This window comes from Roseateles violae, from assembly GCF_030410485.1.
Lineage (GTDB): Bacteria > Pseudomonadota > Gammaproteobacteria > Burkholderiales > Burkholderiaceae_C > Roseateles_D > Roseateles_D violae.
In genome coordinates this window covers 911,066-932,026 of sequence record NZ_JAUHHC010000002.1, presented here as the reverse complement: position 1 = coordinate 932,026, position 20,961 = coordinate 911,066, and the positions used below count along the sequence as shown (strand labels likewise).

At 68.4% G+C, this 20,961-nt stretch carries 23 protein-coding genes; 16 read left to right on the top strand and 7 right to left on the bottom strand.

Annotated elements, in window-relative coordinates; genetic code table 11:
* Positions 1-82 precede the first annotated feature (82 nt).
* Genes QWJ38_RS09750 through QWJ38_RS09705 form a run of 10 tightly spaced genes read left to right on the top strand, consistent with a single transcriptional unit; the run spans position 83 to position 8,836 of the window.
* Positions 83-571, top strand: a complete 489-nt coding sequence (locus tag QWJ38_RS09750; RefSeq protein ID WP_290358852.1) for a type IV pilin protein — start codon at positions 83-85, stop codon at positions 569-571.
* Positions 568-1,131 (top strand): pilus assembly FimT family protein, encoded by a 564-nt coding sequence (locus QWJ38_RS09745; RefSeq protein ID WP_290358851.1) that lies wholly within the window; start codon positions 568-570, stop codon positions 1,129-1,131. Before QWJ38_RS09750 ends, QWJ38_RS09745 begins: the two co-directional genes overlap by 4 nt.
* Positions 1,125-1,835: a PilW family protein gene (locus QWJ38_RS09740; protein WP_341850493.1), complete on the top strand. Its 711-nt coding sequence runs from the start codon at positions 1,125-1,127 to the stop codon at positions 1,833-1,835. Before QWJ38_RS09745 ends, QWJ38_RS09740 begins: the two co-directional genes overlap by 7 nt.
* The gene (locus QWJ38_RS09735) at positions 1,832-3,142 is read left to right on the top strand and encodes a pilus assembly PilX family protein (RefSeq protein WP_290358849.1); all 1,311 of its coding nucleotides are present in this window, start codon (positions 1,832-1,834) and stop codon (positions 3,140-3,142) included. The genes QWJ38_RS09740 and QWJ38_RS09735 overlap by 4 nt, the downstream gene beginning before the upstream one ends.
* Positions 3,139-4,383, top strand: coding sequence for a type IV pilus modification PilV family protein (locus QWJ38_RS09730; RefSeq protein ID WP_290358848.1), 1,245 nt, complete (start codon positions 3,139-3,141; stop codon positions 4,381-4,383). Before QWJ38_RS09735 ends, QWJ38_RS09730 begins: the two co-directional genes overlap by 4 nt.
* 35 nt (positions 4,384-4,418) lie before the next feature.
* Positions 4,419-5,534, top strand: coding sequence for a bifunctional diaminohydroxyphosphoribosylaminopyrimidine deaminase/5-amino-6-(5-phosphoribosylamino)uracil reductase RibD (ribD, locus tag QWJ38_RS09725; protein WP_290358847.1), 1,116 nt, complete (start codon positions 4,419-4,421; stop codon positions 5,532-5,534).
* Between the two features lie 18 nt (positions 5,535-5,552).
* On the top strand, positions 5,553-6,653 hold the full coding sequence (gene ribBA / locus QWJ38_RS09720; RefSeq protein ID WP_290358846.1) for a bifunctional 3,4-dihydroxy-2-butanone-4-phosphate synthase/GTP cyclohydrolase II: 1,101 nt from the start codon (positions 5,553-5,555) through the stop codon (positions 6,651-6,653).
* Between the two features lie 7 nt (positions 6,654-6,660).
* Positions 6,661-7,134 carry a 6,7-dimethyl-8-ribityllumazine synthase gene (ribH, locus tag QWJ38_RS09715; protein ID WP_290358845.1) on the top strand — a complete coding sequence of 158 codons (474 nt, stop codon included), beginning with the start codon at positions 6,661-6,663 and terminating at the stop codon, positions 7,132-7,134.
* Positions 7,131-7,646, top strand: a complete 516-nt coding sequence (nusB, locus tag QWJ38_RS09710) for a transcription antitermination factor NusB (protein WP_290358844.1) — start codon at positions 7,131-7,133, stop codon at positions 7,644-7,646. Before ribH ends, nusB begins: the two co-directional genes overlap by 4 nt.
* The gene (locus QWJ38_RS09705; protein ID WP_290358843.1) at positions 7,643-8,836 is read left to right on the top strand and encodes a pyridoxal phosphate-dependent aminotransferase; all 1,194 of its coding nucleotides are present in this window, start codon (positions 7,643-7,645) and stop codon (positions 8,834-8,836) included. The genes nusB and QWJ38_RS09705 overlap by 4 nt, the downstream gene beginning before the upstream one ends.
* Before the next feature lie 258 nt (positions 8,837-9,094).
* On the opposite strand, the gene QWJ38_RS09700 is transcribed toward QWJ38_RS09705, so the two are convergent.
* Entirely contained in the window at positions 9,095-9,916 is an 822-nt protein-coding gene (locus QWJ38_RS09700) for a hypothetical protein (RefSeq protein WP_290358842.1), read from the bottom strand.
* 306 nt (positions 9,917-10,222) lie between these two features.
* Here QWJ38_RS09700 and ybgC point away from each other — a divergent pair, with 306 nt between their 5' ends.
* The 4 genes from ybgC to tolA are packed head-to-tail and all read left to right on the top strand — an operon-like array spanning position 10,223 to position 12,688.
* Positions 10,223-10,654 (top strand): tol-pal system-associated acyl-CoA thioesterase, encoded by a 432-nt coding sequence (ybgC, locus tag QWJ38_RS09695; RefSeq protein ID WP_290358990.1) that lies wholly within the window; start codon positions 10,223-10,225, stop codon positions 10,652-10,654.
* Positions 10,651-11,337 (top strand): protein TolQ, encoded by a 687-nt coding sequence (gene tolQ, locus QWJ38_RS09690; RefSeq protein WP_290358841.1) that lies wholly within the window; start codon positions 10,651-10,653, stop codon positions 11,335-11,337. The genes ybgC and tolQ overlap by 4 nt, the downstream gene beginning before the upstream one ends.
* Before the next feature lies 1 nt (position 11,338).
* Positions 11,339-11,782 carry a protein TolR gene (gene tolR / locus QWJ38_RS09685; protein ID WP_290358840.1) on the top strand — a complete coding sequence of 148 codons (444 nt, stop codon included), beginning with the start codon at positions 11,339-11,341 and terminating at the stop codon, positions 11,780-11,782.
* 18 nt (positions 11,783-11,800) lie between these two features.
* Positions 11,801-12,688, top strand: a complete 888-nt coding sequence (gene tolA, locus QWJ38_RS09680; protein WP_290358839.1) for a cell envelope integrity protein TolA — start codon at positions 11,801-11,803, stop codon at positions 12,686-12,688.
* On the opposite strand, the gene QWJ38_RS09675 is transcribed toward tolA, so the two are convergent.
* From QWJ38_RS09675 to QWJ38_RS09660, 4 genes are read right to left on the bottom strand one after another with little or no spacing between them, the layout of a single operon-like run.
* The gene (locus QWJ38_RS09675) at positions 12,666-13,172 is read right to left on the bottom strand and encodes a DoxX family protein (RefSeq protein ID WP_290358838.1); all 507 of its coding nucleotides are present in this window, start codon (positions 13,170-13,172) and stop codon (positions 12,666-12,668) included. The two genes, tolA and QWJ38_RS09675, sit on opposite strands and share 23 nt — an antisense overlap.
* Positions 13,169-13,879: an HvfC/BufC N-terminal domain-containing protein gene (locus QWJ38_RS09670; protein ID WP_290358837.1), complete on the bottom strand. Its 711-nt coding sequence runs from the start codon at positions 13,877-13,879 to the stop codon at positions 13,169-13,171. Before QWJ38_RS09670 ends, QWJ38_RS09675 begins: the two co-directional genes overlap by 4 nt.
* Positions 13,876-14,709: an MbnB/TglH/ChrH family RiPP precursor modification enzyme gene (locus QWJ38_RS09665; protein WP_290358836.1), complete on the bottom strand. Its 834-nt coding sequence runs from the start codon at positions 14,707-14,709 to the stop codon at positions 13,876-13,878. Before QWJ38_RS09665 ends, QWJ38_RS09670 begins: the two co-directional genes overlap by 4 nt.
* A 13-nt stretch (positions 14,710-14,722) precedes the next feature.
* Entirely contained in the window at positions 14,723-15,013 is a 291-nt protein-coding gene (locus tag QWJ38_RS09660) for a BufA1 family periplasmic bufferin-type metallophore (protein ID WP_290358835.1), read from the bottom strand.
* A gap of 137 nt (positions 15,014-15,150) precedes the next feature.
* On the opposite strand from QWJ38_RS09660, the gene QWJ38_RS09655 reads away from it, so the two are divergent.
* Complete coding sequence (locus QWJ38_RS09655; protein ID WP_290358834.1) at positions 15,151-15,729, top strand: sigma-70 family RNA polymerase sigma factor; 579 nt, start codon at positions 15,151-15,153, stop codon at positions 15,727-15,729.
* Positions 15,726-15,923 carry an anti-sigma factor family protein gene (locus QWJ38_RS09650; protein WP_290358833.1) on the top strand — a complete coding sequence of 66 codons (198 nt, stop codon included), beginning with the start codon at positions 15,726-15,728 and terminating at the stop codon, positions 15,921-15,923. Before QWJ38_RS09655 ends, QWJ38_RS09650 begins: the two co-directional genes overlap by 4 nt.
* A gap of 19 nt (positions 15,924-15,942) precedes the next feature.
* Here QWJ38_RS09650 and pcp read toward each other — a convergent pair whose 3' ends face one another.
* On the bottom strand, positions 15,943-16,596 hold the full coding sequence (pcp, locus tag QWJ38_RS09645) for a pyroglutamyl-peptidase I (protein WP_290358832.1): 654 nt from the start codon (positions 16,594-16,596) through the stop codon (positions 15,943-15,945).
* Positions 16,593-20,255 carry a hydantoinase B/oxoprolinase family protein gene (locus tag QWJ38_RS09640; RefSeq protein ID WP_290358831.1) on the bottom strand — a complete coding sequence of 1,221 codons (3,663 nt, stop codon included), beginning with the start codon at positions 20,253-20,255 and terminating at the stop codon, positions 16,593-16,595. Before QWJ38_RS09640 ends, pcp begins: the two co-directional genes overlap by 4 nt.
* Positions 20,256-20,961 lie beyond the last annotated feature (706 nt).

Below are 20,961 nucleotides of genomic sequence, written 5' to 3'. Positions count from 1 at the left end.
GGCGCCGACGAGCGGCAGGCAGGTCTTGACGAGCGGTCGGGCCTGCGAATGTGAAAAAAGCCCGGGTTTCCATAATCCGGCCATGTCCAGGCACCGGAACCTCAGCTTCGCATCGCACTACCGCCGCGCTCTGAAATGCCGGGGGTTCACCTTGGCGGAGCTTCTGCTGGTGCTGGTCATCATCGGTGTCCTGCTTGGCGTGGCATTGCCGACCTATCAGCGGCATGTGATGAAGAGCCGGCGCAGTGACGCGATCACCAGCCTGTCGACGGTGGTGCAGGCGCAGGAGCGCTGGCGCAGCAACAATGGCAGCTACGCATCGGATTTGAGTGCCCTCTTTTCCTCCGCACCGCCGGCACCCAAGTATTACGTTCTTAGCCTGAACGGCCTCGGCGATCCGGAGAGCTATGTCGCCGGCTACCAGGTCCACGCCAAACCGATCAGCGGCGGTTCGCAGGCCCGCGATAGCGACTGCAGCGATATCTTCATTGAGGTCAGCGGCGGCAATCTGAACTACCGGGACAGCAACCCGGCCTCGACCCGGGCCGCGTCGATATGCTGGCCGCAATGACATCGAAGCGCCGTGGCAGCGGCGTCACCTTCGTCGAGGTGCTGATGGTCCTGGTCATCCTGGGCATCCTTCTCGCGGTGGCCGCCCCCTCCTTGGCCGACATGTTGAACCGTCGCCGCGTGCAAGCGATTGCCGAGCAGATCAGCACCGATCTTGCCTTTGCCCGCGCCGAAACGGCGCTGCGTCCCTTAAATGCGGTGAGGCTGATCTTCCGCAACGGTAGCGATCAGAGTTGCTACACCGTGTCTTATTTCGACACCTCGCCACGCTGCAATTGCCTCAATACCGGCGACGCCTGCATGTCCGCCACGACCGAGTTCAAGACGGAGCGCATTCCGAAGTCGGTCGGCGTCAGTTTCGCCTCCTCGGCGCCGACCGGCTCGACCGCCCCCTCCGGTACCGTCTCCTTCGAAACGCCCCAGTTGACCGCCTCGCCGCAGGGCTTCTCGGTCACCGTCAGTGGCGTGCGAGGCGCGCAGTTGAAACTCGAATTGAATGCAGCGGGCCGCGTGCGCACCTGCACGCCCAATGGGTCCTTCAGCGGAGTGCCGCCATGCTAGTCGGGCATAGCCAGCGCGGCCTTAGTCTGATCGAACTGATGATCGGCATCACGGTCGGCATGATCGTGGTCGCCGGCGCCAGCCTAATGATGACCAAGCAGGTCGACGAGCATCGTCGGCTGGTTCAGGAAACCCAGGTCCAGCAGGATCTGCGGGCCGCCGCCGATCTGATGCTGCGTGACCTACGCCGCGCCGGTTTCTGGGCCACGCCTGAAAGCGGCGTCTGGGCGCCCGGCGCGACCATGCCGGCGAGCAGCCCGTATAGCGACACGACGCCAGCCGTCGACACGCAGGCAGGCGATGTGCTGCGCTACAGCTACTCACGGGCCGACAACTACGTGCTGCCGCTGACGACGCCGCCGGGCGATGCTGAGGACAATGTCGTGACGGAGCGGGAATCGTTCGGTTTTCGAATCGACAACGGCGTGCTGCAATCGCTGCTGGGCGGCAACTGGCAACCGCTGACCGACAGGGAAACGCTGACTATCACGCGCTTCAATGTCAAGCTGACGGTGCAGCCGCTGTTTCTGGACGGCTTTTGCAGCGTGCCCTGTCCTGATCCGGCGGCCTGCCCGCTGCAGCAGATTCGCTACTTCGACATCACGCTCAGCGGCCATCCCCGGCGCGACGACAAGGCGCTGCGCACCGTGCGGGTCACCAGCCGCATGCGCAATGACCGCATCGTCGGGAGTTGCCCGGCATGAGCGACGTCCAGTCACTCGGCAATGCACGCCAGCGCGGCGCGGCAACGCTGGTCATCGTGATGGTGCTGTTCTTCATCATGGCGATGATGGCCGCCTATGCAAACCGCAATCTGATCTTTGAACAGCGCATCGCCAGCAACTACTACCGCAGCGGCGTCGGACTGGAGGCCGCCGAGGCCGGCAGCGAATGGGCGCTGGGCATGCTCAACGGCCTCAATATCAACGCCGCCTGCACCGGCAGCGGCAACCCGACCAGCAGTTTTCGCGAGCGCTATCTGGGGATGGACTCCGGTAGCCGGACGCTTAGCCCGCTGGTCGCATCGGCCACCTCGGCCAGCTGTGTGCGCATCGCGGCAGCGCAGGACGCGCAGGGCGGCTGGACCTGCCAGTGCCCGGCCGGTGGCTGGGCGGCAGCGAATGTCGCCCCCGCAGCGCAGATGCAGCCGAGCTTTCACATCAGCTTCGAGCCGGCCGCACGTCCCGGCGTGGTGCGCCTCATCTCGCACGGTTGCACCGGCAGCCAGTCCGATGTCTGCCAAACGCAGCAGGGAGCGGCCAATGCCCAGCTGCTGGGCGGCGCCACCGTGCGGGTCGAGGCGGCACTGATCAGCGCGCTGAAGATGCCGCCGGCCATGCCCCTGGTCGTGAAGCAGACCATCACCGACGGCACCGGCGCCCTGGGTCTGCACAACAGCGATCCGCGCAGCAGTGGCCTGCTCTTGCAGACGGGTGGGTCCGTGGCGGACTTGTCTACGGATCGACTGGACAGCCTGCCGGGCACGCCGGGCCAACAAGCATTGCTCGGTGACGACCAGCAATTCAGGGACCAGGCAAGCGACCTGATGTTTGCCCAGTATTTCGGCATGCCCCCGGCGCAGTACAAGAGCCAGCCGGCCATGCGCAGCATCCCCTGCACGGAAGGCAGCGACTGCAGCACGGCACTGCTGGCCGCCTTCAACCAGGGCATGCGGATGATCTGGGTCGACGGGCCCTTGACGCTGTCCAGCAATGTCACTCTGGGCAGCGCTGCCCTGCCGCTGAGCCCCCTGGTGATCGTCGCGAATGGACCGGTGACGATCACCGGCCCGCTTATCCTGAACGGCCTGCTCTATGTCCGTGGAAACCTCGACTGGAGCAATACCAGTGGGCATCCTGCCCTGGTCAACGGCGCCGTGATCGCGGAGGGGAACCTCCTGGCCGCCGGTCGGGTGGACATGCGCTATCACGCCGGCATCATGGACGCGCTGCGCAACGCGACCGGCAGCTTCGTGCGCGTGCCCGGCAGTTGGTGGGATCAAGACAAATGAAGCGTCGCGCTCCTACGTTCGTCAAGCGCTTGCGCGGCGTTGCACTGATCGAGGCCCTGGTCGCGCTGCTGATCATGGCCTTCGGGATGATTGCGCTGGCCGGCCTGCAGGGCAATATGCGGCGCAGCGCCGATCTGGCCAAGCAGCGCGGCGAAGCGATCCGGCTCGCGCAGCAGGAGATGGAGCAATTGCGCGCCTATTCGGTGCTGACACTGCCGAGCACGCCGCCGGCCGGCATGAAGGCGTATGCCGACATCATCACCGCCGACGTGGTCCCCGACGCCGGCGATCCCGACAGCAACGCCACGTTCGCGCTCACCCGCACGGTGACCGATTTGGTCGGATCACCGTTGAAGGCGGTCAATGTGCAGGTGAACTGGCGCGACCGCGCCAACGACTTGCAATTCGTCATCATCGACAGCTTTATCACCGGTGCCGATCCCAGACTGAGCGGCGCCTTGGGCATTGCGCCCGATGGCACGCCGCTGCGTCGCCCCGGCGACCGCCACACCACGATCCCGGTCGAAGCCAAGGATCTCGGCAATCGCCGCAGCGCGCTGGTGCCGAGCCCGCTGGCCACCGTCGCCTGGATCTTCAACAACCTGACCGGCGCCATCATCGGCCGCTGCACAGTACCGATGGGCACGGCAAGCTCCTCGCTGACGGCTGCCTCGACGGGGGCCGATGTCGCGGCCTGCAGCTACAACATGAGCGGCTTCCTGCTGAGCGGCCATGTGCGCTTTTCCTTCGGCGATACGCCGAGCGCCGAGCAGCCGGCCAGCTATGCGCTGCCGAACTTCGATATGGAAATCGTCCAGGCCGATGCGCCGCCGACGCCCGCCTCGGGACCTGCTCCGGCCCGCCCCGACGCGCCGTCCTACCAATGCTTCGACAACGCGCCGGTCGACGCTGCCTTCCTGCAGGCCTCGGTCGCCTACTACTGCATCGTCTTCCCGAACACCGACGCGACACCGAACTGGTCCGGCAAGCTCAATATCAGCGGCATCCCGTTGACGGGCGAACTGCGCTACAAGATCTGCCGCTACAGCGCCGACTACGACGGCGACACGCTGATCACGAACCTCGAGCATCCGCTGAACTACTACGGCGTCACGGGCGCGCTGCCGCGGCAGAACTTCCTGGTCATCAGCGCGAGCGCCAACTGCCCCGACGGTCATCGCGTCGACCCGGCGGCCGGCTTGTTCAGCGACACCAAGACGGTGCTGCACCAGCCCAGCTGAGCGCCGGCTTTCGCAGCGGCGGCTAGACTGCCGCCATGTCCACGCCGCCCCTTCCGAACCAGATTGCCGACGAGCTCGCCGCGATGCGCCAGGCGCTGGCGCTGGCCGAACAGGCGATCGGCCTGTCCGACCCGAATCCGCGCGTCGGCTGCCTGATCGTCGCGGCCGATGGCCGCGTGCTCGGCGCCGGCCATACGCAGGCGGCCGGCCAGGCCCATGCCGAGGTGATGGCCTTGCGCGATGCCGCCGCGCGCGGCGCCGATGTGCGCGGCGCCACCGCCTATGTGACGCTGGAGCCCTGCTCCCACCATGGCCGCACGCCACCCTGCTGCGATGCGCTGATCGCCGCCGGCCTGGGCCGGGTCGTCGCCGCCGTCGGGGATCCGAATCCGCTGGTCGCGGGCCAGGGCATGGCGCGGCTGCGGGCCGCCGGCATCGCCGCCGAGACCGGCCTGCTGGCCGACGAAGCACGCGAGCTGAACATCGGCTTCTTCTCGCGCATGCAGCGCGGCCGGCCCTTTGTGCGGCTGAAGATCGCCGCCTCGCTGGACGGCCGCACTGCACTGCTGAATGGCGCCAGCCAATGGATCACCGCCGAGGCCGCGCGCAGCGACGGCCACGCCTGGCGCAAGCGCGCCGGCGCGGTGCTGAGCGGCATCGGCACCGTGCGCGACGATGACCCGCGGCTGGACGTGCGCCTGGTCGAGACGGCGCGGCAACCGCTGCGGGTTGTCATCGACTCGCGGCTCGAAACGCCCGTCTCCGCCCGGCTGCTGCCGCCGCCGGGCCAGGTCTTGATCTATGCCGCCGTGCCGGCCGGCAGCCGCCCGGACCTGCAGGCCGCCGGCGCCGAGATCGCCAGCCTGCCCGGCCCCGGCGGCAAGGTCGACCTGGCCGCGGCGCTGGCCGATCTGGGCGCACGCGGCATCAACGAGCTGCATGTCGAGGCCGGCCACAAGCTCAATGGCTCCCTGCTGCGCGAGGGCCTGGTCGACGAACTGCTGGTCTATCTGGCGCCCAAGCTGCTGGGCCAGGGCCGCGAAATGGCCGCCTTCGGGCCGCTGGAATCGCTCAAGGACGCGCTGCAATGGCGCTGGCTGGACTGCCGGCCGGTCGGCCAGGACCTGCGGCTCCGTGCCCGGCCTGCATAGACACATACAATCGGGTTTATGCCCATATCACCCGTATCCGAGCTGGTCGCCGAGCTGGCGGCCGGCCGCATGGTCATCCTGGTCGATGAAGAGGACCGCGAGAACGAGGGCGACCTCGTGCTGGCCGCCGACCATGTGACGCCCGAAGCGATCAATTTCATGGCCAAGCATGGCCGCGGCCTGATCTGCCTGACCCTGACCCGCGAACGCTGCGAGCGCCTGCAACTGCCGCCGATGGCCACCCGCAACGGCACCAAGCACGGCACCGCCTTCACCGTCTCGATCGAGGCCGCCACCGGCGTCACGACCGGTATCTCGGCCGCCGACCGCGCCCGCACGGTGCAGGCGGCCGTCGGCCGCCATGCCGAGGCGCGCGATCTGGTCCAGCCCGGCCATATCTTCCCGCTGCAGGGGCAGGACGGCGGCGTGCTGATGCGCGCCGGCCATACCGAGGCCGGCTGCGACCTCGCCCGCATGGCCGGTCTGGAGCCGGCCGCCGTGATCTGCGAGATCATGAAGGACGACGGCACGATGGCCCGCCTGCCGGACCTGGAGCTCTTCGCCAAGGAACATGGCCTGAAGATCGGCACCATCGCCGACCTGATCGAGCACCGCAGCCGCAACGAATCGCTGGTCAGCAAGGTCGCCCAGCGCAAGCTGCGCACCGCCCAGGGCGAGTTCGACTGCAGCGTGTTCAGCGACCGCACCGGCGCGCTGCATCTGGCGCTCAGCCATGGCAGCTGGTCAGCGGCCGACGACGTGCTGGTGCGCGTGCACGAGCCGCTGTCGCTGCTGGACCTGCTCGAGGCCGGCCCCTGCAGCCACAGCTGGCCGCTGCCGCTGGCCCTGGCCGAACTCAAGCGCGCGCCGGCCGGCGTCGCCGTGCTGCTGAATTGCGGCGACGATGCCGCCGGGCTGCTCGAGCGTTTCACCGCGCAGAGCAGCGAGCCGCCGCGCAGCACGACGATGGACCTGCGCACCTATGGCGTCGGCGCGCAGATCCTGCGCGAGCTGGGCGTGCAGAAGATGCGCCTGCTCGGCAGCCCGCGCCGCATGCCCAGCATGACCGGTTACGGCCTCGAGATCAGCGGCTTCATTGCCGCTCCCAACAAGGACTGAGAATCAGATGCAAGGATCCGACAAGGGCCAGGCCGCTTCGCAAGCCTCGCTGAACGGCGAGGGCCTGCGCGTCGGCATCGTGCAGGCGCGTTTCAACGACGACATCACGACCGCGCTGGCCGAGGCCTGCCTGGCCGAGCTGCGCACGCTGGGCGTGGCCGGCGAGCAGGTCCGTCACGTGACCGTGCCGGGCGCGCTGGAAGTGCCGATCGCGCTGAACGCGATGGCGCTCAGCGACGATTTCGACGCGCTGGTCGCGCTGGGCTGCATCATCCGCGGCGAGACCTATCACTTCGAACTGGTCGCCAACGAGAGCGGCGCCGCCGTCACCCGCGTCGGCCTCGATCACCAGATCCCTATCGCCAATGCGATCCTGACGGTCGAGAATACCGAGCAAGCCTGGGCCCGCGCCGAGGAAAAAGGCCGCGACGCCGCGCGCGTGGCGGTCGAGATGGCCAATCTGATGAAAGCACTGCAGTGAGCACCACGAACGACGACAACAAGGCCGCCGCTGCCCAGACGGTCAAGCCGGCGGGCAAGCCCGCGGCGAAGAAGGCGCCGGCCAAGTCGGCGCGCCGGCGCTCGCGCGAGGCGGCCCTGCAGGGCCTCTACCAATGGCTGATCACCGGCGACGAGGTCGGCGCGATCGACGCCCATATGCGCGAGCAGGACGGCTTCGGCAAGCTCGACAAGGCCCATTACGACGCGCTGCTGAACGGCTGCATTGTCGAGGCCGCCGATCTCGACGCGGTGCTGGCCCGCCATGTCGACCGCAAGACGACCGAGCTGTCGCCGATCGAGCATGGCGTGCTGATGATCGGCGCCTACGAGTTGAAGCACTGCATGGACATCCCCTACCGCGTCGCGATCAACGAGGCGGTCGAGCTGGCCAAGGCCTTTGGCGGCACCGATGGCCACAAATACGTCAACGGCGTGCTCGACCGCGCGGCGGCCGATCTGCGCCCGCAGGAAGTGGCGGCGCGCGGCCGATGAAGCTGGCCCAGCGGCTCGACCATATCGAGCCCTTTTACGTCATGGAGTGCGCCAAGGCGGCCGTCGAGATCGCCAAGGGCCCGCTGTGCGACCCGGCCCGGGGCGGCCGGCCGATGATCTACCTGAACATCGGCGAGCCGGACTTCGGCGCGCCGCCGCTGGTGCAGCAGGCGGCGGCCGCCTGCATCGAAGCCGGCCGCACGCAGTACACGCAGGCGATCGGCCTGCCCGATCTGCGCCAGAAGCTCTCGATCTGGTACCGCGAGCGCTTCGGGCTCGACGTCGCGCCCGAGCGCATCGTGATCACCGCCGGCGCCTCCGCCGCGCTGCAGCTGGCCTGCCTGGCCCTGTTCGAGCGCGGCGACCAGGTGCTGATGCCCGATCCCTGCTATCCCTGCAACCGCCACTTCGTCGCCGCCGCCGATGCCGAGGCCCTGCTGCTGCCGGCCGGCGCCGAGCAGCGCTTCCAGCCCAGCAGCGCCCAGGTCGTCGCGGCCTGGACCGAGGCCACCCGCGGCGTGCTCCTGGCCTCGCCGAGCAACCCGACCGGCACCTCGATCGAGCATGCCGAAATGCAGGCCATCGTCGAGGCGGTGCGCGCGCGCGGCGGCGTCACCGTCGTCGACGAGATCTACCTGGGGCTGAGCTACGACGCGCGCTTCGAGCGCAGCGCGCTGGAGTTCGCGGGTCCGGAGATGGACGTGATCTCGGTCAACAGCTTCAGCAAGTATTTCGGCATGACCGGCTGGCGACTGGGCTGGCTGGTGCTGCCGCCGGCCCTGGTCGGCCCGGTCGAGCGCCTGGCGCAGAACCTCTTCATCTGCGCCTCCAGCATCGCCCAGCATGCGGCGCTGGCCTGCTTCGAACCGGCTTCGATGGCCGAGTACGAGCGCCGCCGCCAGGCCTTCCGCGAGCGGCGCGACTTCATCGTGCCGGCGCTGCAGCGGGTGGGCCTGCGCGTGCCGGTCGTCCCGGACGGTGCCTTCTACTGCTGGATCGACTGCTCGGCCCATACCGACAACAGCTGGGACTTCGCCTTCGAGCTGATGGAAAAGGCGCAATTGGCGCTGACGCCGGGCCGCGATTTCGGCCGCCTGGGCGCCGAGCGCTGGCTGCGCCTGTCCTTTGCCAGCAGCATGGGCGATCTGCAGGAGGCCGTCGCCCGCCTGGCCGGGGTACTGGGCCGATGAGCAGCCGCTTCGAACACCCGGTGCGCGTCTACTGGGAAGACAAAATTTTTCTGCAAAAACAATAACTTAGAAAAATTTTGGCGTAGCTGTAGCGTATCGGCTAGCGCCTTAAAAGAAGACACTCATCTAATCCGTGTTTTCTTGTATCTATCCCACGCATCGCTGAGTTAAAGCTGCACACGTTACGAGTAAGCAGCAGTGAAGGCGTCGTGGTTGGACAACCCTGACACTACTGAGCCGCACGCTCACACAGGTGTGTCAGCAAGAGGTAATCACCTCGACGGTTTTGCCGCTCGGGCATCGTGTTGACGTGAAATAAAAGCCATCTTTGCGGTCGGTACGCACGGCATGCCCACGCAGCGTCACATAGCCGCCCGCAATCGGTCGCGTAACCGTGAGCAACCCGGTCAAGCCCGAATCGCCAAATCGACACCCCGTCCCAGAGCTGCTTCCGGTCAAGGTAGCAATTTGCGCCGTGTTCGCACCGTCGGAGAATTTAAGCGTACCCGTGAACTGGCAGCTCGCACTGAGCGTAATTTTGACGCTCGACGATGAGTCAATAGTTACAACCAACGCCCTACGCACTTCATCGCTGCCATTCCAAGTGCCGACTGCATCCGTAGTACCCGTCGATGCGGTCATGTACTCAACAAAAGAGGCATCGAATGGTGCAGAGCCAACTGCGTATATCGCTGTACCAGATAACCCCACCCCTTGTCTGTATTGCCCACTTATGGAACCAGCGAATACGCCCGTCTGGGCAAAGTCGGTCATTGTCCCAGTAAATTGACCGGTCGCTCCTGAAACCATCCCATCGACGAATCCGCGTGACGAGCTGAAGGCGTCTTCATAGTAGATCGCAAACTTACCACTCGGAGCAACGATGATGTCTTCGAAAATCGGAAGCTTGCCAGCAGTGTTCTTTGCCTTGTAGTGCCCGACGGCTTGGATGTCGAGGCTATTTCCCTGATTGGCCGCGTTGGATGTGGTGCTTGACGCTCCACCCGAATCGCCACCGCCGCCGCCGCAACCCGTAAGACCATACGCGATGATGGCCATGCCAGCTAGCAAGTTCTTCAAGGCTCTCCTCCCTATTTTTTTCGACTGTTACGCATCCGAAATCGGGGGTCAAGTGTTGCCTTCTAAGGAATTGCCCTTCGTTGGCATGCCTCGGCTCACGATGCCTGCCGTCTGTCCGTGACAGCACCCCTTACACTTAATAGTTCGACTTCGCGGGCTAAGGACGCCGCTTTAGGCGGGATGTTCTGAGCAAAGCCGTATCAAGGAGACACCGATTGCGTCAGTGTCTTCCGCGTTTGGCGTAGAAATGGCGCAGCAACTACGCCAATAGAAGGAATGACAAGGAATCGAAAGTGACTCTAAGTGATTGAAAGTAAACAACTTTTAACAAGTGAGCAGCTATTCACTTGGGGCCTAAGAGTTTACTGGGAGGACACCGATGCCGGCGGCATCGTGTTCTATGCCAACTACCTGAAGTTCTTCGAGCGCGCCCGCACCGAATGGCTGCGCGCGCTGGGCTTCGAGCAGCAGCGGATGAAGCAGGAGCAGGACGCGATGTTCGTCGTCGGCAGCACCTCGGTCCGCTATCTGAGCCCCAGCCGGCTCGACGACTGCCTGCAGATCACGGTCGAGCCGCGCGAGCTGGGCCGTGTCAGCATGACCCTGTTCCAGCAGGCGCGCCGCGGCGAGCAGCTGCTCGCCGAGGGCGAGATCCGCATCGGCTGCGTGTCGCCGGCCACCCTGAAACCCGTTCGCATCCCGGCCGCCATCGTGGCGGCGCTTTCCAAGAGCCCATGAACCAAGACCTTTCCATCGTCTCGCTGATCGCCCACGCCAGCCTCACCGTGCAGCTGGTAATCGCGGCCCTGCTGCTGGTCTCGCTGGCCAGCTGGAGCGTCATCTTCGGCAAGCTGATCTCGCTCGCCAAGATCAAGAGCAGCAACGAGGCCTTCGAGCAGGAATTCTGGTCCGGCAAGAACCTCAACGAGCTGTTCAACGCGGTCGCCGGCAAGACCCATGGCGCGCCGCTGGAGCGCATCTTCGCCTCCGGCATGCGCGAGTTCCTGAAGCTGCGCGAGAAGCGCGTCGCCGATTCCAGCGCCCTGCTCGACGCCTCGCGCCGCGCGATGCGCGCCAGCTTCCAGCGCGAACTCGACGCGATGGAAAGCAATCTGTCCTTCCTCGCCTCGGTCGGCTCGGTCTCGCCCTATGTGGGCCTGTTCGGCACCATCTGGGGCATCATGCACGCCTTCGTCGGCCTGTCCAATCTGCAGCAGGTGACGCTGGCCACCGTCGCGCCGGGCATCGCCGAGGCCCTGGTCGCCACCGCCATCGGCCTGTTCGCCGCCATCCCCGCGGTGCTGGCCTACAACCGCTTCGCGCGCCAGATCGACCGCAGCGCGATCACCTTGGAGACCTTCATCGAGGAGTTCTCCAATATCCTGCAGCGCAACGCCGGCGCGCCGGCCCAGGGGCACTGAGATGGCCGCCATCGCCTCGCGCGGCCGCGGCCGGCGCCGCACGATCAACGAGATCAATATGGTGCCCTTCATCGACGTGATGCTGGTGCTCCTGATCATCTTCATGGTCAGCGCGCCGCTGATCACGACCGGCGTCGTCGACCTGCCCAGCGTCGGCCGCAGCAAGGCCCAGCCCCAGCATGTGATCCATATCGTGGTCGGCAGCGATGAAAAGCTCAAGCTCAAGATCGACCAGGGCGAGGACCAGCCGCTGCAGATGAAGCAGCTGGCCGAGCGGGTCAAGCAGGCGCAGGCCGGGCAAGACCAGACCCCGGTCGTCATCTCGGCCGACAAGGCGGTCAAGTACGAGGCGGTGGTCAAGGTGATGGACAGCTTGCAGACGGCCGGCATCCAGCGCGTCGGCCTGGCCGTTCGCAATGCCGGCAATGCGGGGCCGGCCAACTAAGTGACGGCGGCGACGACCATGTCCGGCTTCCACCTGCGCCGCCACGACCCGCTGCGCCCGCCCGAGGCGCCCGGCCTGGGCCGCGGCTTCGGCTTCGCCGTGCTGGTGCATGCGCTGCTGGTGCTGGCGCTGAGCGCCGGCGTGCAATGGCGCACCAAGACCCTGCCGACCTTCGAGGCCGAGCTGTGGTCGGCGGTGCCGCAGGCCGCCGCGCCCAAGGCGGTCGAGCCGCCGCCTCCGCCGCCCGAGCCCGAGCCCGAGCTCAAGCCCACGCCGAAGCCGCCGCAGCCCTCGCCCGAGGAACTGCAGCAGCAGCGGGACGCCGAGATCGCGATCGCCAAGGCCAAGGAGCTGAAGAAGAAGCAGGATGCCGAGCTGGAGGCCGAGCGCAAGAAACAGCAGTTGCTGAAAGAGCAGAAGGACAAGGCCGAGCGCGATCGCCAGGACCAGCTCAAGCGCGACAAGCTCGAGAAGCAGAAGCTCGACAAGGAAAAGCAGGACAAGCTGGACAAGGCCAACAAGGACGCCGAGGCCAAGCGCGAGGCGCAGCGCCAGGAGAATCTGCGCCGCATCCAGGGCATGGCCGGCGCCAGCGGCGACGCCAACGCCAGCGGCACGGCGCTGAAGAGCTCGGGGCCCTCGTCCAGCTATGGCGGGCGCATCGTCGCCCGCGTGCGGCCCAACATCATCTACAACGACGCCGGCAGCGGCAATCCGGTGGCCGAGATCGAGGTGCGTGCCGCGCCGGACGGCAGGATCATCGGCCACAAGCTGATCAAGTCCAGCGGCGATCTCGAATGGGATAAGGCGGTGCAGCGCGCGATCGACAAGACGGAGGTCCTGCCCCGTGACGTCGACGGCAAGGTGCCCTCGCCGATCGTGATCAGCTTCCGCCTGCGCGACTAACGATCCAGCCGTCGACCGACCAGCGGCCGGCGCCCCACAGCAGCACCGCGATCAGCAGCACGCCCCAGAGCTGATGCCCGAGCAGCGCCGCCGGCGCGATCTCGGCCAGGCTCAGCACCGCGACCAGGTTGACGACCGAGAGCCCCGCCGCCGCGAAGCGCCCGCACAGGCCCAGCGCCAGCAGCACCGACAGGCCCAGCTCGCCGGCCGTGCCCAGCCAGGCGGCCAGCTCCGGCGGCAACAGCGGCACATGGTATTCGTCCTCGAACAGGGCCAGGGTCACCGACCAGTCGCGCAGCTTGGTCAGGCCCGAGAGCCAGAAGACCCGCGCCACATAAAGCCGCGCCAGCAGCAGCCCCAGCGACTGTGCCTGGGCCGCCATGGCCCGCAGCGGGGCCGGCAGCCGCGCCGGCTGGGGCGCCAGGCCCGGGTCGCTGAAGCAGCGCCAGGCGCCGCAAGCCCATGTCTTCCAGATCCTCGTCATGCTGCCTGCTCCCGGATGAAGGCCGCCTGCAGCCAGGCCTCGCGCAAGGCGCGTTGCAACCAGGCGGAAAAGTCGAAGTCCGGCTCGACTGCCGTGGCCCGCGCCAAGGCGCCGGCGAGATCGACGCCGTCCAGCAGCGCCTGCATCAATGCCGCCGCGCCGGCCGACAGCGGCCCTTGCGCGGCGCGCCAGCCCTCGCGCCAGACCAGCAGCGGGCCGTACGACTGCCCGAGCACGACCAGCCCCGGCCGCAGCCGCAGGCCCAGGCGCTCGGGCGGCTCGTCGATCAGCAGCTGCAGCGTGCCGCCGTCCAGCACGGCATCGGCCGCACGTTCGGCCAGATGGCGGGCCCATTCCAGCCGCGCCAGATCGCACAGCGCCGGATCCATCCCGGCCTGCGCGGCGAGGAAGTCGGCCAGCGCCCCGCCCCATTGCGCCAGATCGCCGTGCTGGGGCGGCCGGCGGCGCCAGAGGGTCCGGGCCAGCGCGTCGAAGGAATCTTCGCCAAGCGCCTCGCGCAGCGCCGGATAGACGGCACCGAGCGCCCGCGCCGACAGCGCCCGCGCGTTCTGGCGATAGGCCTGCAGGCCGCGCGCCAGTCCGCCCCCGATGCCGGCCGGCGCGAGCAGGCCGTCGACGGCCGTGCCCTCGGTCAGCGCCGCGAGCAGGGCCTGCTGGCGCGCCGCCAGCGTTTCGAGCCCGCTCATGCCGCCATCCGTTCGCGTGCCAGCGCCGCCTCGTCCAGCAGCAGCTCCAAGCCGGGCACTTCGGTGTCCCATTCGATCAGGCTGGGCGCCGGCCCGCAGCGCCGCAGCGCATGCGCATAGACGCGCCAGACCTCGGCGCTGACGCGGCTGCCATGGTCGTCGATGACGATGCCGGGCAACTCGGCATGGCCGGCCAGATGGATCTCGCCGACGATGGCGGGGCGCAGCGCATCGATCCAGGCACAGGCCGCGTCGGCCGCGGCCGCACGATCGGCGCCGCGGTTGCGCGCATTGACGACCAGGTTGTTGACGTCCAGCAGCAGGCCGCAGCCGCTGCGCCGCGCCAGCTCGTTGAAGAACTCGGGCTCGGCACGCGCATCGTCCCGGTCCCAGGCCAGATAGGCGCTGAGGTTCTCGACCAGCAGCTGCCGGCCCAGCCGCTCCTGCACCTGCTGCACATGCCTGACCATCAGCGAGAGGCTGGCGTCGTCGAAGCCGATCGGCAGCAGATCGTTGGCATGCAGGCCGCTGCCCACTCGCGCGAACGAGGCATGATCCGACACCCTGAGCGGCTGCACCCGCTCGACCAGGGCGGCCAGGCGCTGCAGATGCCAGGGGTCCAGGCCGCAGGCCGAGCCCAGCGAGAGCCCGACGCCGTGCAGGCTGACGGGGTACTGCTCGCGCGCCTGCAGCAGCAGTGCCGGCGCCGCGCCACCCTCGGCGAAGAAGTTCTCCGAGTGGACCTCGATGAAGTCCAGCGGCGGGCGCTCGGCGAGCAGCGCGCGGTAATGCGGCTCGCGCCATCCGATGCCGACCGGGCCGGGCTTCATCGCGGGCCCGTCCTCACATCTTCATCTTGGCCTTGGCCTCGTCGGCGCTCAAGCCGCCCTCCTTCTTGCACATGCCCTTGGCCACGTACTTCCACTCGTCCGGCGCGGCATCGGCCTTGGCCTGGCCGGCGCAGCTATGGCTGCCGCTGAGGCTGGCGCAGTCGTTCTGGCCGGCCTTGACGATGCCAAAGCATTTCTCCTTGGCGGCCTTGTCGTCGGCGGCCGTGGCCTGGCCGACCAGGCCCAGGGCCAGGGCGCTGGCCATGGCCGAGGAGACGATGAGCTTCTTCTGCTGTGCGTTCATGATGGGGATCCTTCCTTGTCGGTAGCGGGGTTGTGGGGCCGAGGCATGATGCCGTCGGCCGCCTTGAGTCGCAAGAGCCGCCGCAGTCCTTACACTGCCAGCGGCAAACTTCAGGACCGCGTGCCCCTATTCCGTCCATGAGCGATATCGCCTCCGAGCTCGACGCGCTGCGGCCGCAGCTGCTCAAGTACGCCCGCATGCAGCTGCGCAACGAGGCCTGGGCCGAGGACGCGGTGTCCGAAACCCTGCTGGCGGCGCTGGAGAAGCCGCAGCGCTTCGAGGGCCGCTCGCAGCTGAAGACCTGGCTGGTCGGCATCCTGAAGCACAAGCTGATCGACCAGATCCGCCGCAACAGCCGCGAGATCTCGACGACGGTCGGCCGCGACGATGGCGAGGATCTCGATGCCGAGCTGTTCAAGCCCGATGGCCATTGGCGCGAGGATCCGGCCGACTGGGGTGACCCCGAGCATTGCCTGCGCCAGCTCGATTTCATCCGGGTGCTCGATGCCTGCGTCGAGGCGCTGCCGGGCCTGCAGGGGCGGCTGTTCATGATGCGCGAATGGCTGGAGCTGGACAGCGAGCAGATCTGTAAGGAGCTGGCGATCAGCCCGACCAATCTGTGGGTGATGCTGCATCGCGCCCGGCTGCGCCTGCGCGACTGCCTGCAGCTGAACTGGTTTTCAACGGCCGGCGATCAACAAGGAGCGACACGGTGATACCGCTGCGCCGCACATGCAAGGAGGTGACACGCCTGGTGCTGCTGGCCGAGGAGCAGCAGGCCCTGCCGCTGGCCGACCGCATCGCCGTCCGCCTGCATCTGCTGGCCTGCCACGCCTGCCCGCGCTTTCTGCGCCAGCTGCAGCTGATGCGCCGCGCGACCGAGCGTTGGCGGCGCTATAGCGAAGAGTGAGCGAGGCCGGGCGAGCGGCTCAGTCCAGGCTGCCGCCGCTCTGCCGCAGATCGGCCTCGGTCTGCAGCGCCAGCGTCAGCGCCAGCCTGAGGCCCTCGATCATTGCCTGCAGCCCCATGCTGGCCGGCGCCCCCGGCAGCCGCGCGGCCTGCTCGGGCAGCAAGGGAATGTGCATGAAGCCGCTGCGCACTGCGGGCCGTTCGCGCAGCGCATGCTGCAGGCCGTAGAACACATGGTTGCAGACGAAGGTGCCGGCCGTCTGCGAGACGCCCGCCGGGTGCCCGGCCGCGCGCAGGCCGGCGACCATGGCCTTGATCGGCAGCGTCGTGAAATAGGCGGCCGGCCCGCCGGGCACGACCGCCGCGTCGATCGGCCGCGCGCCGGCGTTGTCGGCGATGCGCGCATCGTCCACATTGATCGCCACCCGCTCCAGCGACAGCTCGCTGCGTCCGCCGGCCTGGCCCAGTGCCAGCACCAGCTCAGGCTTGAGCTCGTCCAGCGCGCGCTGCAGTTCGCTCAGCGCCGCGCCGAACACGCAGGGCAGGCGCCGCGCATGGACCCGTGCGCCGGCGATCACGGCGCCGTCCAGCGCACGCACCACCTCCCAGGACGGATTGACCGTCTCGCCGCCGAAAGGCTCAAAGCCGGTCAGCAGAATCGTCTTGTCGCTCACAAGGGTTCTCCATAGCCGCCGCCGCCCGGCGTCTCGATGACGAAGACATCGCCCTCGCCCATCTCGACCGAGCCGATATGGCCCAGCGTCTCGATGCGGCCGTCGGCGCGCTCCACCCGGTTGATGCCCGGCGCACCGGCCGCACCGCCGGCCATGCCGAAGGCGCCGTGCTGGCGGCCGTTGCTGAGGATGGAGGCGGTCATCGGCTCCAGGAAGCGGATGCGCCGCACGCCGCCATCGCCGCCGCGCCAGCGGCCGGCGCCACCGGAGCCGGCGCGGATCTCGTAGCTCTCCAGCCGCACCGGGAAGCGGAACTCCAGCACCTCCGGATCGGTCAGCCGCGAATTGGTCATATGCGTCTGCACGACCGCGGTGCCGTCAAAACCCCCGACGACGCGGCCAGCGTCGTCCTTCACGACACCCGCGCCGGAACCGCCCGAGATCGTCTCGTAGTACTGGTAGCGCGCATTGCCGAAGGTGAAGTTGTTCATCGTGCATTGCCCGGCCGCCATCACGCCCAGGGCACCGTAGAGCGCATTGGTCACGCAGCTGGAGGTCTCGACATTGCCGGCCACGACGGCACCCGGCGCGCGCGGGTTCAGCATCGTCCCCTCGGGCACGATCACCTGCAGCGGTTTCAGGCAGCCGGCGTTGAGCGGGATGTCATCGTCCACCAGGGTGCGGAACACATAGAGCACCGCCGCCATCGTCACCGACTTCGGCGCATTGAAGTTGTTGGCCAGCTGCGCGCTGCTGCCGGAGAAATCGATGCGTGCGCTGCGCGCGATGCGATCGACGCTGAGCTGCACGCGGATCACCGCGCCGTTGTCCAGCGGCAGCTCGTAGCCGCCGTCCTTCAGCGCGCCGATCACGCGGCGCACCGATTCCTCGGCGTTGTCCTGCACATGGCCCATATAGGCGGCCACCGTCGCCGCGCCGTACTGCGCGACCATCGCCTGCAGCTCCTGCTGGCCCTTCTCGTTGGCGGCGATCTGCGCGCGCAGATCGGCCACCGTCTGCTCCGGGTTGCGGGCCGGCCAGGGGCCTGCGCCCAGCGCCGCGCGCAGCTCGGCCTCGCGCAGCTGGCCCTCGCGGACGAGCAGGAAGTTGTCGAAGCGCTGGCCCTCCTGCTCGATCGTGGTCGAGAACGGCGGCATCGAGCCGGGCGTGATGCCGCCGATATCGGCATGGTGGCCGCGCGAGGCGACATAGAACCGGGGCTGCGCCTGTCCGTCCAGCCAGACCGGCGTCACGACGGTCACGTCGGGCAGATGCGTGCCGCCGCGGTAGGGATCGTTGAGCATGTAGACATCGCCCGGGCGCATCGCCGGATTGGCGGCGATCACAGTGCGGATCGACTCGCTCATCGAGCCCAGATGCACCGGCATATGCGGCGCATTGGCGATCAGCTGCCCGGCCGCGTCGAACAGCGCGCAGGAGAAGTCCAGCCGCTCCTTGATATTGACCGAGTGCGCGGTGTTCTGCAGGCGCTGCCCCATCTGCTCGGCGATGTTCATGAACAGCTTGTTGAACACCTCCAGCATGATGGGGTCGACCGCGGTGCCGACCGCGAAGCGCTCGCGGCGCGGCGCGACGCGGCGCAGCTCCAGCGCGCCGCCGGCGCTCAGCCGCCCCTGCCAGCCTGGCTCGACGACGACGGTGGCATTGCGCTCGGCGATCAGCGCCGGCCCGTCGATGAGGGCGCCGGGGCGCAGCGATTCGCGGCGGAACAGGCCGGCCGGCCGCCAGCCGTCCTCGCCCGAGGCCTCGTCGGCGCAGAACATCGGCAACTGGCGCAAGGGCTCGGCGCGGTGTTCCTCGACCGCGGCCTCGGCACGGCCGTCCAGCGCCGCGCCGGCCGCGACCAGCTCCACCGAGACCGCCTCGATGATCAGCGGCCGCTGCGGCATCAGGAAGGCAAAGCGCTGGCGGTAGGCGGCCTCGAAGCGCTGGCGCAGCGCGGCCAGATCGCCCCAGGGCAGGGCCAGCGCGGTGTCGGTGCCCTGGTAGCGCAGGCGGGCGCCGCGCCGCGTCTGCAGATCGGCCTCGGCCAGGCCCTGGGCGCGCAGCTCGGCGCGCGCCGCCTGCTCCAGCGCCGCGAAGCGCTGCTCGGCAGCGGCCAGGCCGGCCGCGTCCAGCGCCGCCTCCAGCTGCGCCTCGCGCATCGCGATGCGGTCGGCCAGGCCCATGCCATAGGCGCTCAGCACGCCGGCCAGCGGGTCGATGAAGACGCGGCCCATGCCCAGCGCATCGGCCACCGCACAGGCATGCTGGCCGCCGGCCCCGCCGAAGCATTGCAGGGTGTAGCCCGACACATCGTGGCCGCGCGCCACCGAGATCTTCTTGATCGCATTGGCCATGCCGGCGACGGCGATGCGCAGGGCGCCGGACGCCGCCTGCTCCGGCGTCGTGCCCATCTGCTCGGCCAGTTCCGCAAAGTGCCGTGCGACGACGGCGCCGTCCAGCGCCTGGTCGCCGGCCGGCCCGAAGACCTGCGGGAACAGCTCGGGCTGGATGCGGCCCAGCAGCACATTCGCATCGGTCGTCGTCAGCGGGCCGCCGCGCCGGTAGCAGGCCGGGCCCGGATTGGCGCCGGCGCTCTCCGGCCCGACGCGCAGGCGGCTGCCATCGAAGCGGATGATGGAGCCGCCGCCGGCCGCCACCGTGTGGATGCTCATCATCGGCGCGCGCATGCGCACGCCGGCCACCTGGGTCTCGAAGGCGCGCTCGTAGTCGCTGGCGTCGGCGCCGGCAAAGTGCGAGACATCGGTCGAGGTGCCGCCCATGTCGAAGCCGATCAGCTTGCGGTGGCCGGCCTGCAGGCCGGTGCGCACCATACCGACGATACCGCCGGCCGGGCCGGACAGGATCGCGTCCTTGCCCTGGAAATGCCGCGCCTCGGTCAGCCCGCCGCTGCTCTGCATGAACAGCAGCGGCACGCCGGGCATCTGGCCCGCGACCTGCTCGACATAGCGGCGCAGGATGGGCGACAGATAGGCATCGACGACGGTGGTGTCGCCGCGCGAGACCAGCTTCATCAGCGGGCTGACCTCGTGCGAGACCGAGACCTGGGCAAAGCCGAGCTCGCGCGCCAGCGCCGCCGCGGCCGCCTCGTGCACGGTATGGCGCCAGCCATGCATGAAGACGATCGCGCAGGCGCGCAGGCCGGCGTCCAGCGCCGCCTGCAGTTCGCCGCGCAGCGCCGCCAGGTCCAGCGGCAGGGCGATGGTGCCGTCGGCGGCGATGCGCTCGCGCGCCTCGACGACGCGGCTGTAGAGCAGCTCGGGCAGGCGGATATGGCGCTCGAACAGGCGCGGCCGCGCCTGGTAGGCAATGCGCAAGGCATCGCGGAAGCCGCGCGTGGTCACCAAGAGGGTCGGCTCGCCCTTGCGCTCCAGCAGCGCATTGGTCGCCACCGTCGTGCCCATCTTCACGCATTCGACCCGCTCGGGCGTGATCGCCTCGCCGGGCGACAGGCCCAGCAGCCGGCGTATGCCCTCGACGGCGGCATCGGCATACTGCTCCGGATGTTCGGACAGCAGCTTCAGGCTGCGCAGTCCGCCGTCCGGGCCGCGCCCGACCAGATCGGTGAAGGTGCCGCCGCGATCGATCCAGAACTGCCAGCGCGCGCCGGCCTGCGTCTTCGTCTCCTCGTTCATGCTGTCCATGCTAACCCGTAGCCACGGGGGGCCGTCCGCCGATGGCGGCCCAAATGGAATTAGCATGTCGGATGGGGAGCGAACACCGCCGGGCCATGCATGCCCGGCACGCCACAACGTCCCGGAGAACTGAATGCCCGATCTGTCACCGCTGAGCTGGCCCCATGGCAATGCCGAGCCCAAGCCGGCCAGCAGCCCGGCCGCCGGCCGCGACGGCGCCCCGTCCGACAGCTTCCAGTGGCCAGTGCCGCCCTATGCCGCCTATCCGCAGGCGCAGGCCCAGACCGGCCCCGAGCCCTGCGAGATCCTCGGCCTGAACAACAGCCGCAGCACCGGCCATGTGATTCTGGTCGCGCCGCGCGAGCGCCTGGTGCAGATCAATATGCCGCCGGCGCGCGGCGCGATGCCGCTGAAGTTCAGCCAGTTCCGCGCGCTGAAGCTGCTGCGCACGCTGGCCGTGCCGCCGCGCAGCGCCGGTGGCATCGATCTGGACCTGACGCTGAGCCTGGACCAGCGCCCGCGCAGCGAGTTCAAGCTGCAGTTCGTCGGCGGCGGCGAGATGAAGGGCGTGACCATCGGCCACCACCAGGACGAGCTGGGCCTGTTCCTGTTCCCGCCGGTGTCCGAGGCCGACGACTCGGTGCGCCGCGTCTTCGTGCCGCGCGAGGTGCTCGAGCATTTCGAGATCGGCGAGCGCATCGGCGAA

Coding starts and splice junctions, on each gene's coding strand:
- QWJ38_RS09750 (WP_290358852.1), top strand. CDS start 83: ATGTCCAGGCACCGGAACCTCAGCTTCGCATCGCACTACCGCCGCGCT.
- QWJ38_RS09745 (WP_290358851.1), top strand. CDS start 568: ATGACATCGAAGCGCCGTGGCAGCGGCGTCACCTTCGTCGAGGTGCTG.
- QWJ38_RS09740 (WP_341850493.1), top strand. CDS start 1,125: ATGCTAGTCGGGCATAGCCAGCGCGGCCTTAGTCTGATCGAACTGATG.
- QWJ38_RS09735 (WP_290358849.1), top strand. CDS start 1,832: ATGAGCGACGTCCAGTCACTCGGCAATGCACGCCAGCGCGGCGCGGCA.
- QWJ38_RS09730 (WP_290358848.1), top strand. CDS start 3,139: ATGAAGCGTCGCGCTCCTACGTTCGTCAAGCGCTTGCGCGGCGTTGCA.
- ribD (WP_290358847.1), top strand. CDS start 4,419: ATGTCCACGCCGCCCCTTCCGAACCAGATTGCCGACGAGCTCGCCGCG.
- ribBA (WP_290358846.1), top strand. CDS start 5,553: ATGCCCATATCACCCGTATCCGAGCTGGTCGCCGAGCTGGCGGCCGGC.
- ribH (WP_290358845.1), top strand. CDS start 6,661: ATGCAAGGATCCGACAAGGGCCAGGCCGCTTCGCAAGCCTCGCTGAAC.
- QWJ38_RS09705 (WP_290358843.1), top strand. CDS start 7,643: ATGAAGCTGGCCCAGCGGCTCGACCATATCGAGCCCTTTTACGTCATG.
- tolQ (WP_290358841.1), top strand. CDS start 10,651: ATGAACCAAGACCTTTCCATCGTCTCGCTGATCGCCCACGCCAGCCTC.
- tolR (WP_290358840.1), top strand. CDS start 11,339: ATGGCCGCCATCGCCTCGCGCGGCCGCGGCCGGCGCCGCACGATCAAC.
- tolA (WP_290358839.1), top strand. CDS start 11,801: ATGTCCGGCTTCCACCTGCGCCGCCACGACCCGCTGCGCCCGCCCGAG.
- QWJ38_RS09675 (WP_290358838.1), bottom strand. CDS start 13,172: ATGACGAGGATCTGGAAGACATGGGCTTGCGGCGCCTGGCGCTGCTTC.
- QWJ38_RS09670 (WP_290358837.1), bottom strand. CDS start 13,879: ATGAGCGGGCTCGAAACGCTGGCGGCGCGCCAGCAGGCCCTGCTCGCG.
- QWJ38_RS09665 (WP_290358836.1), bottom strand. CDS start 14,709: ATGAAGCCCGGCCCGGTCGGCATCGGATGGCGCGAGCCGCATTACCGC.
- QWJ38_RS09660 (WP_290358835.1), bottom strand. CDS start 15,013: ATGAACGCACAGCAGAAGAAGCTCATCGTCTCCTCGGCCATGGCCAGC.
- QWJ38_RS09655 (WP_290358834.1), top strand. CDS start 15,151: ATGAGCGATATCGCCTCCGAGCTCGACGCGCTGCGGCCGCAGCTGCTC.
- QWJ38_RS09640 (WP_290358831.1), bottom strand. CDS start 20,255: ATGAACGAGGAGACGAAGACGCAGGCCGGCGCGCGCTGGCAGTTCTGG.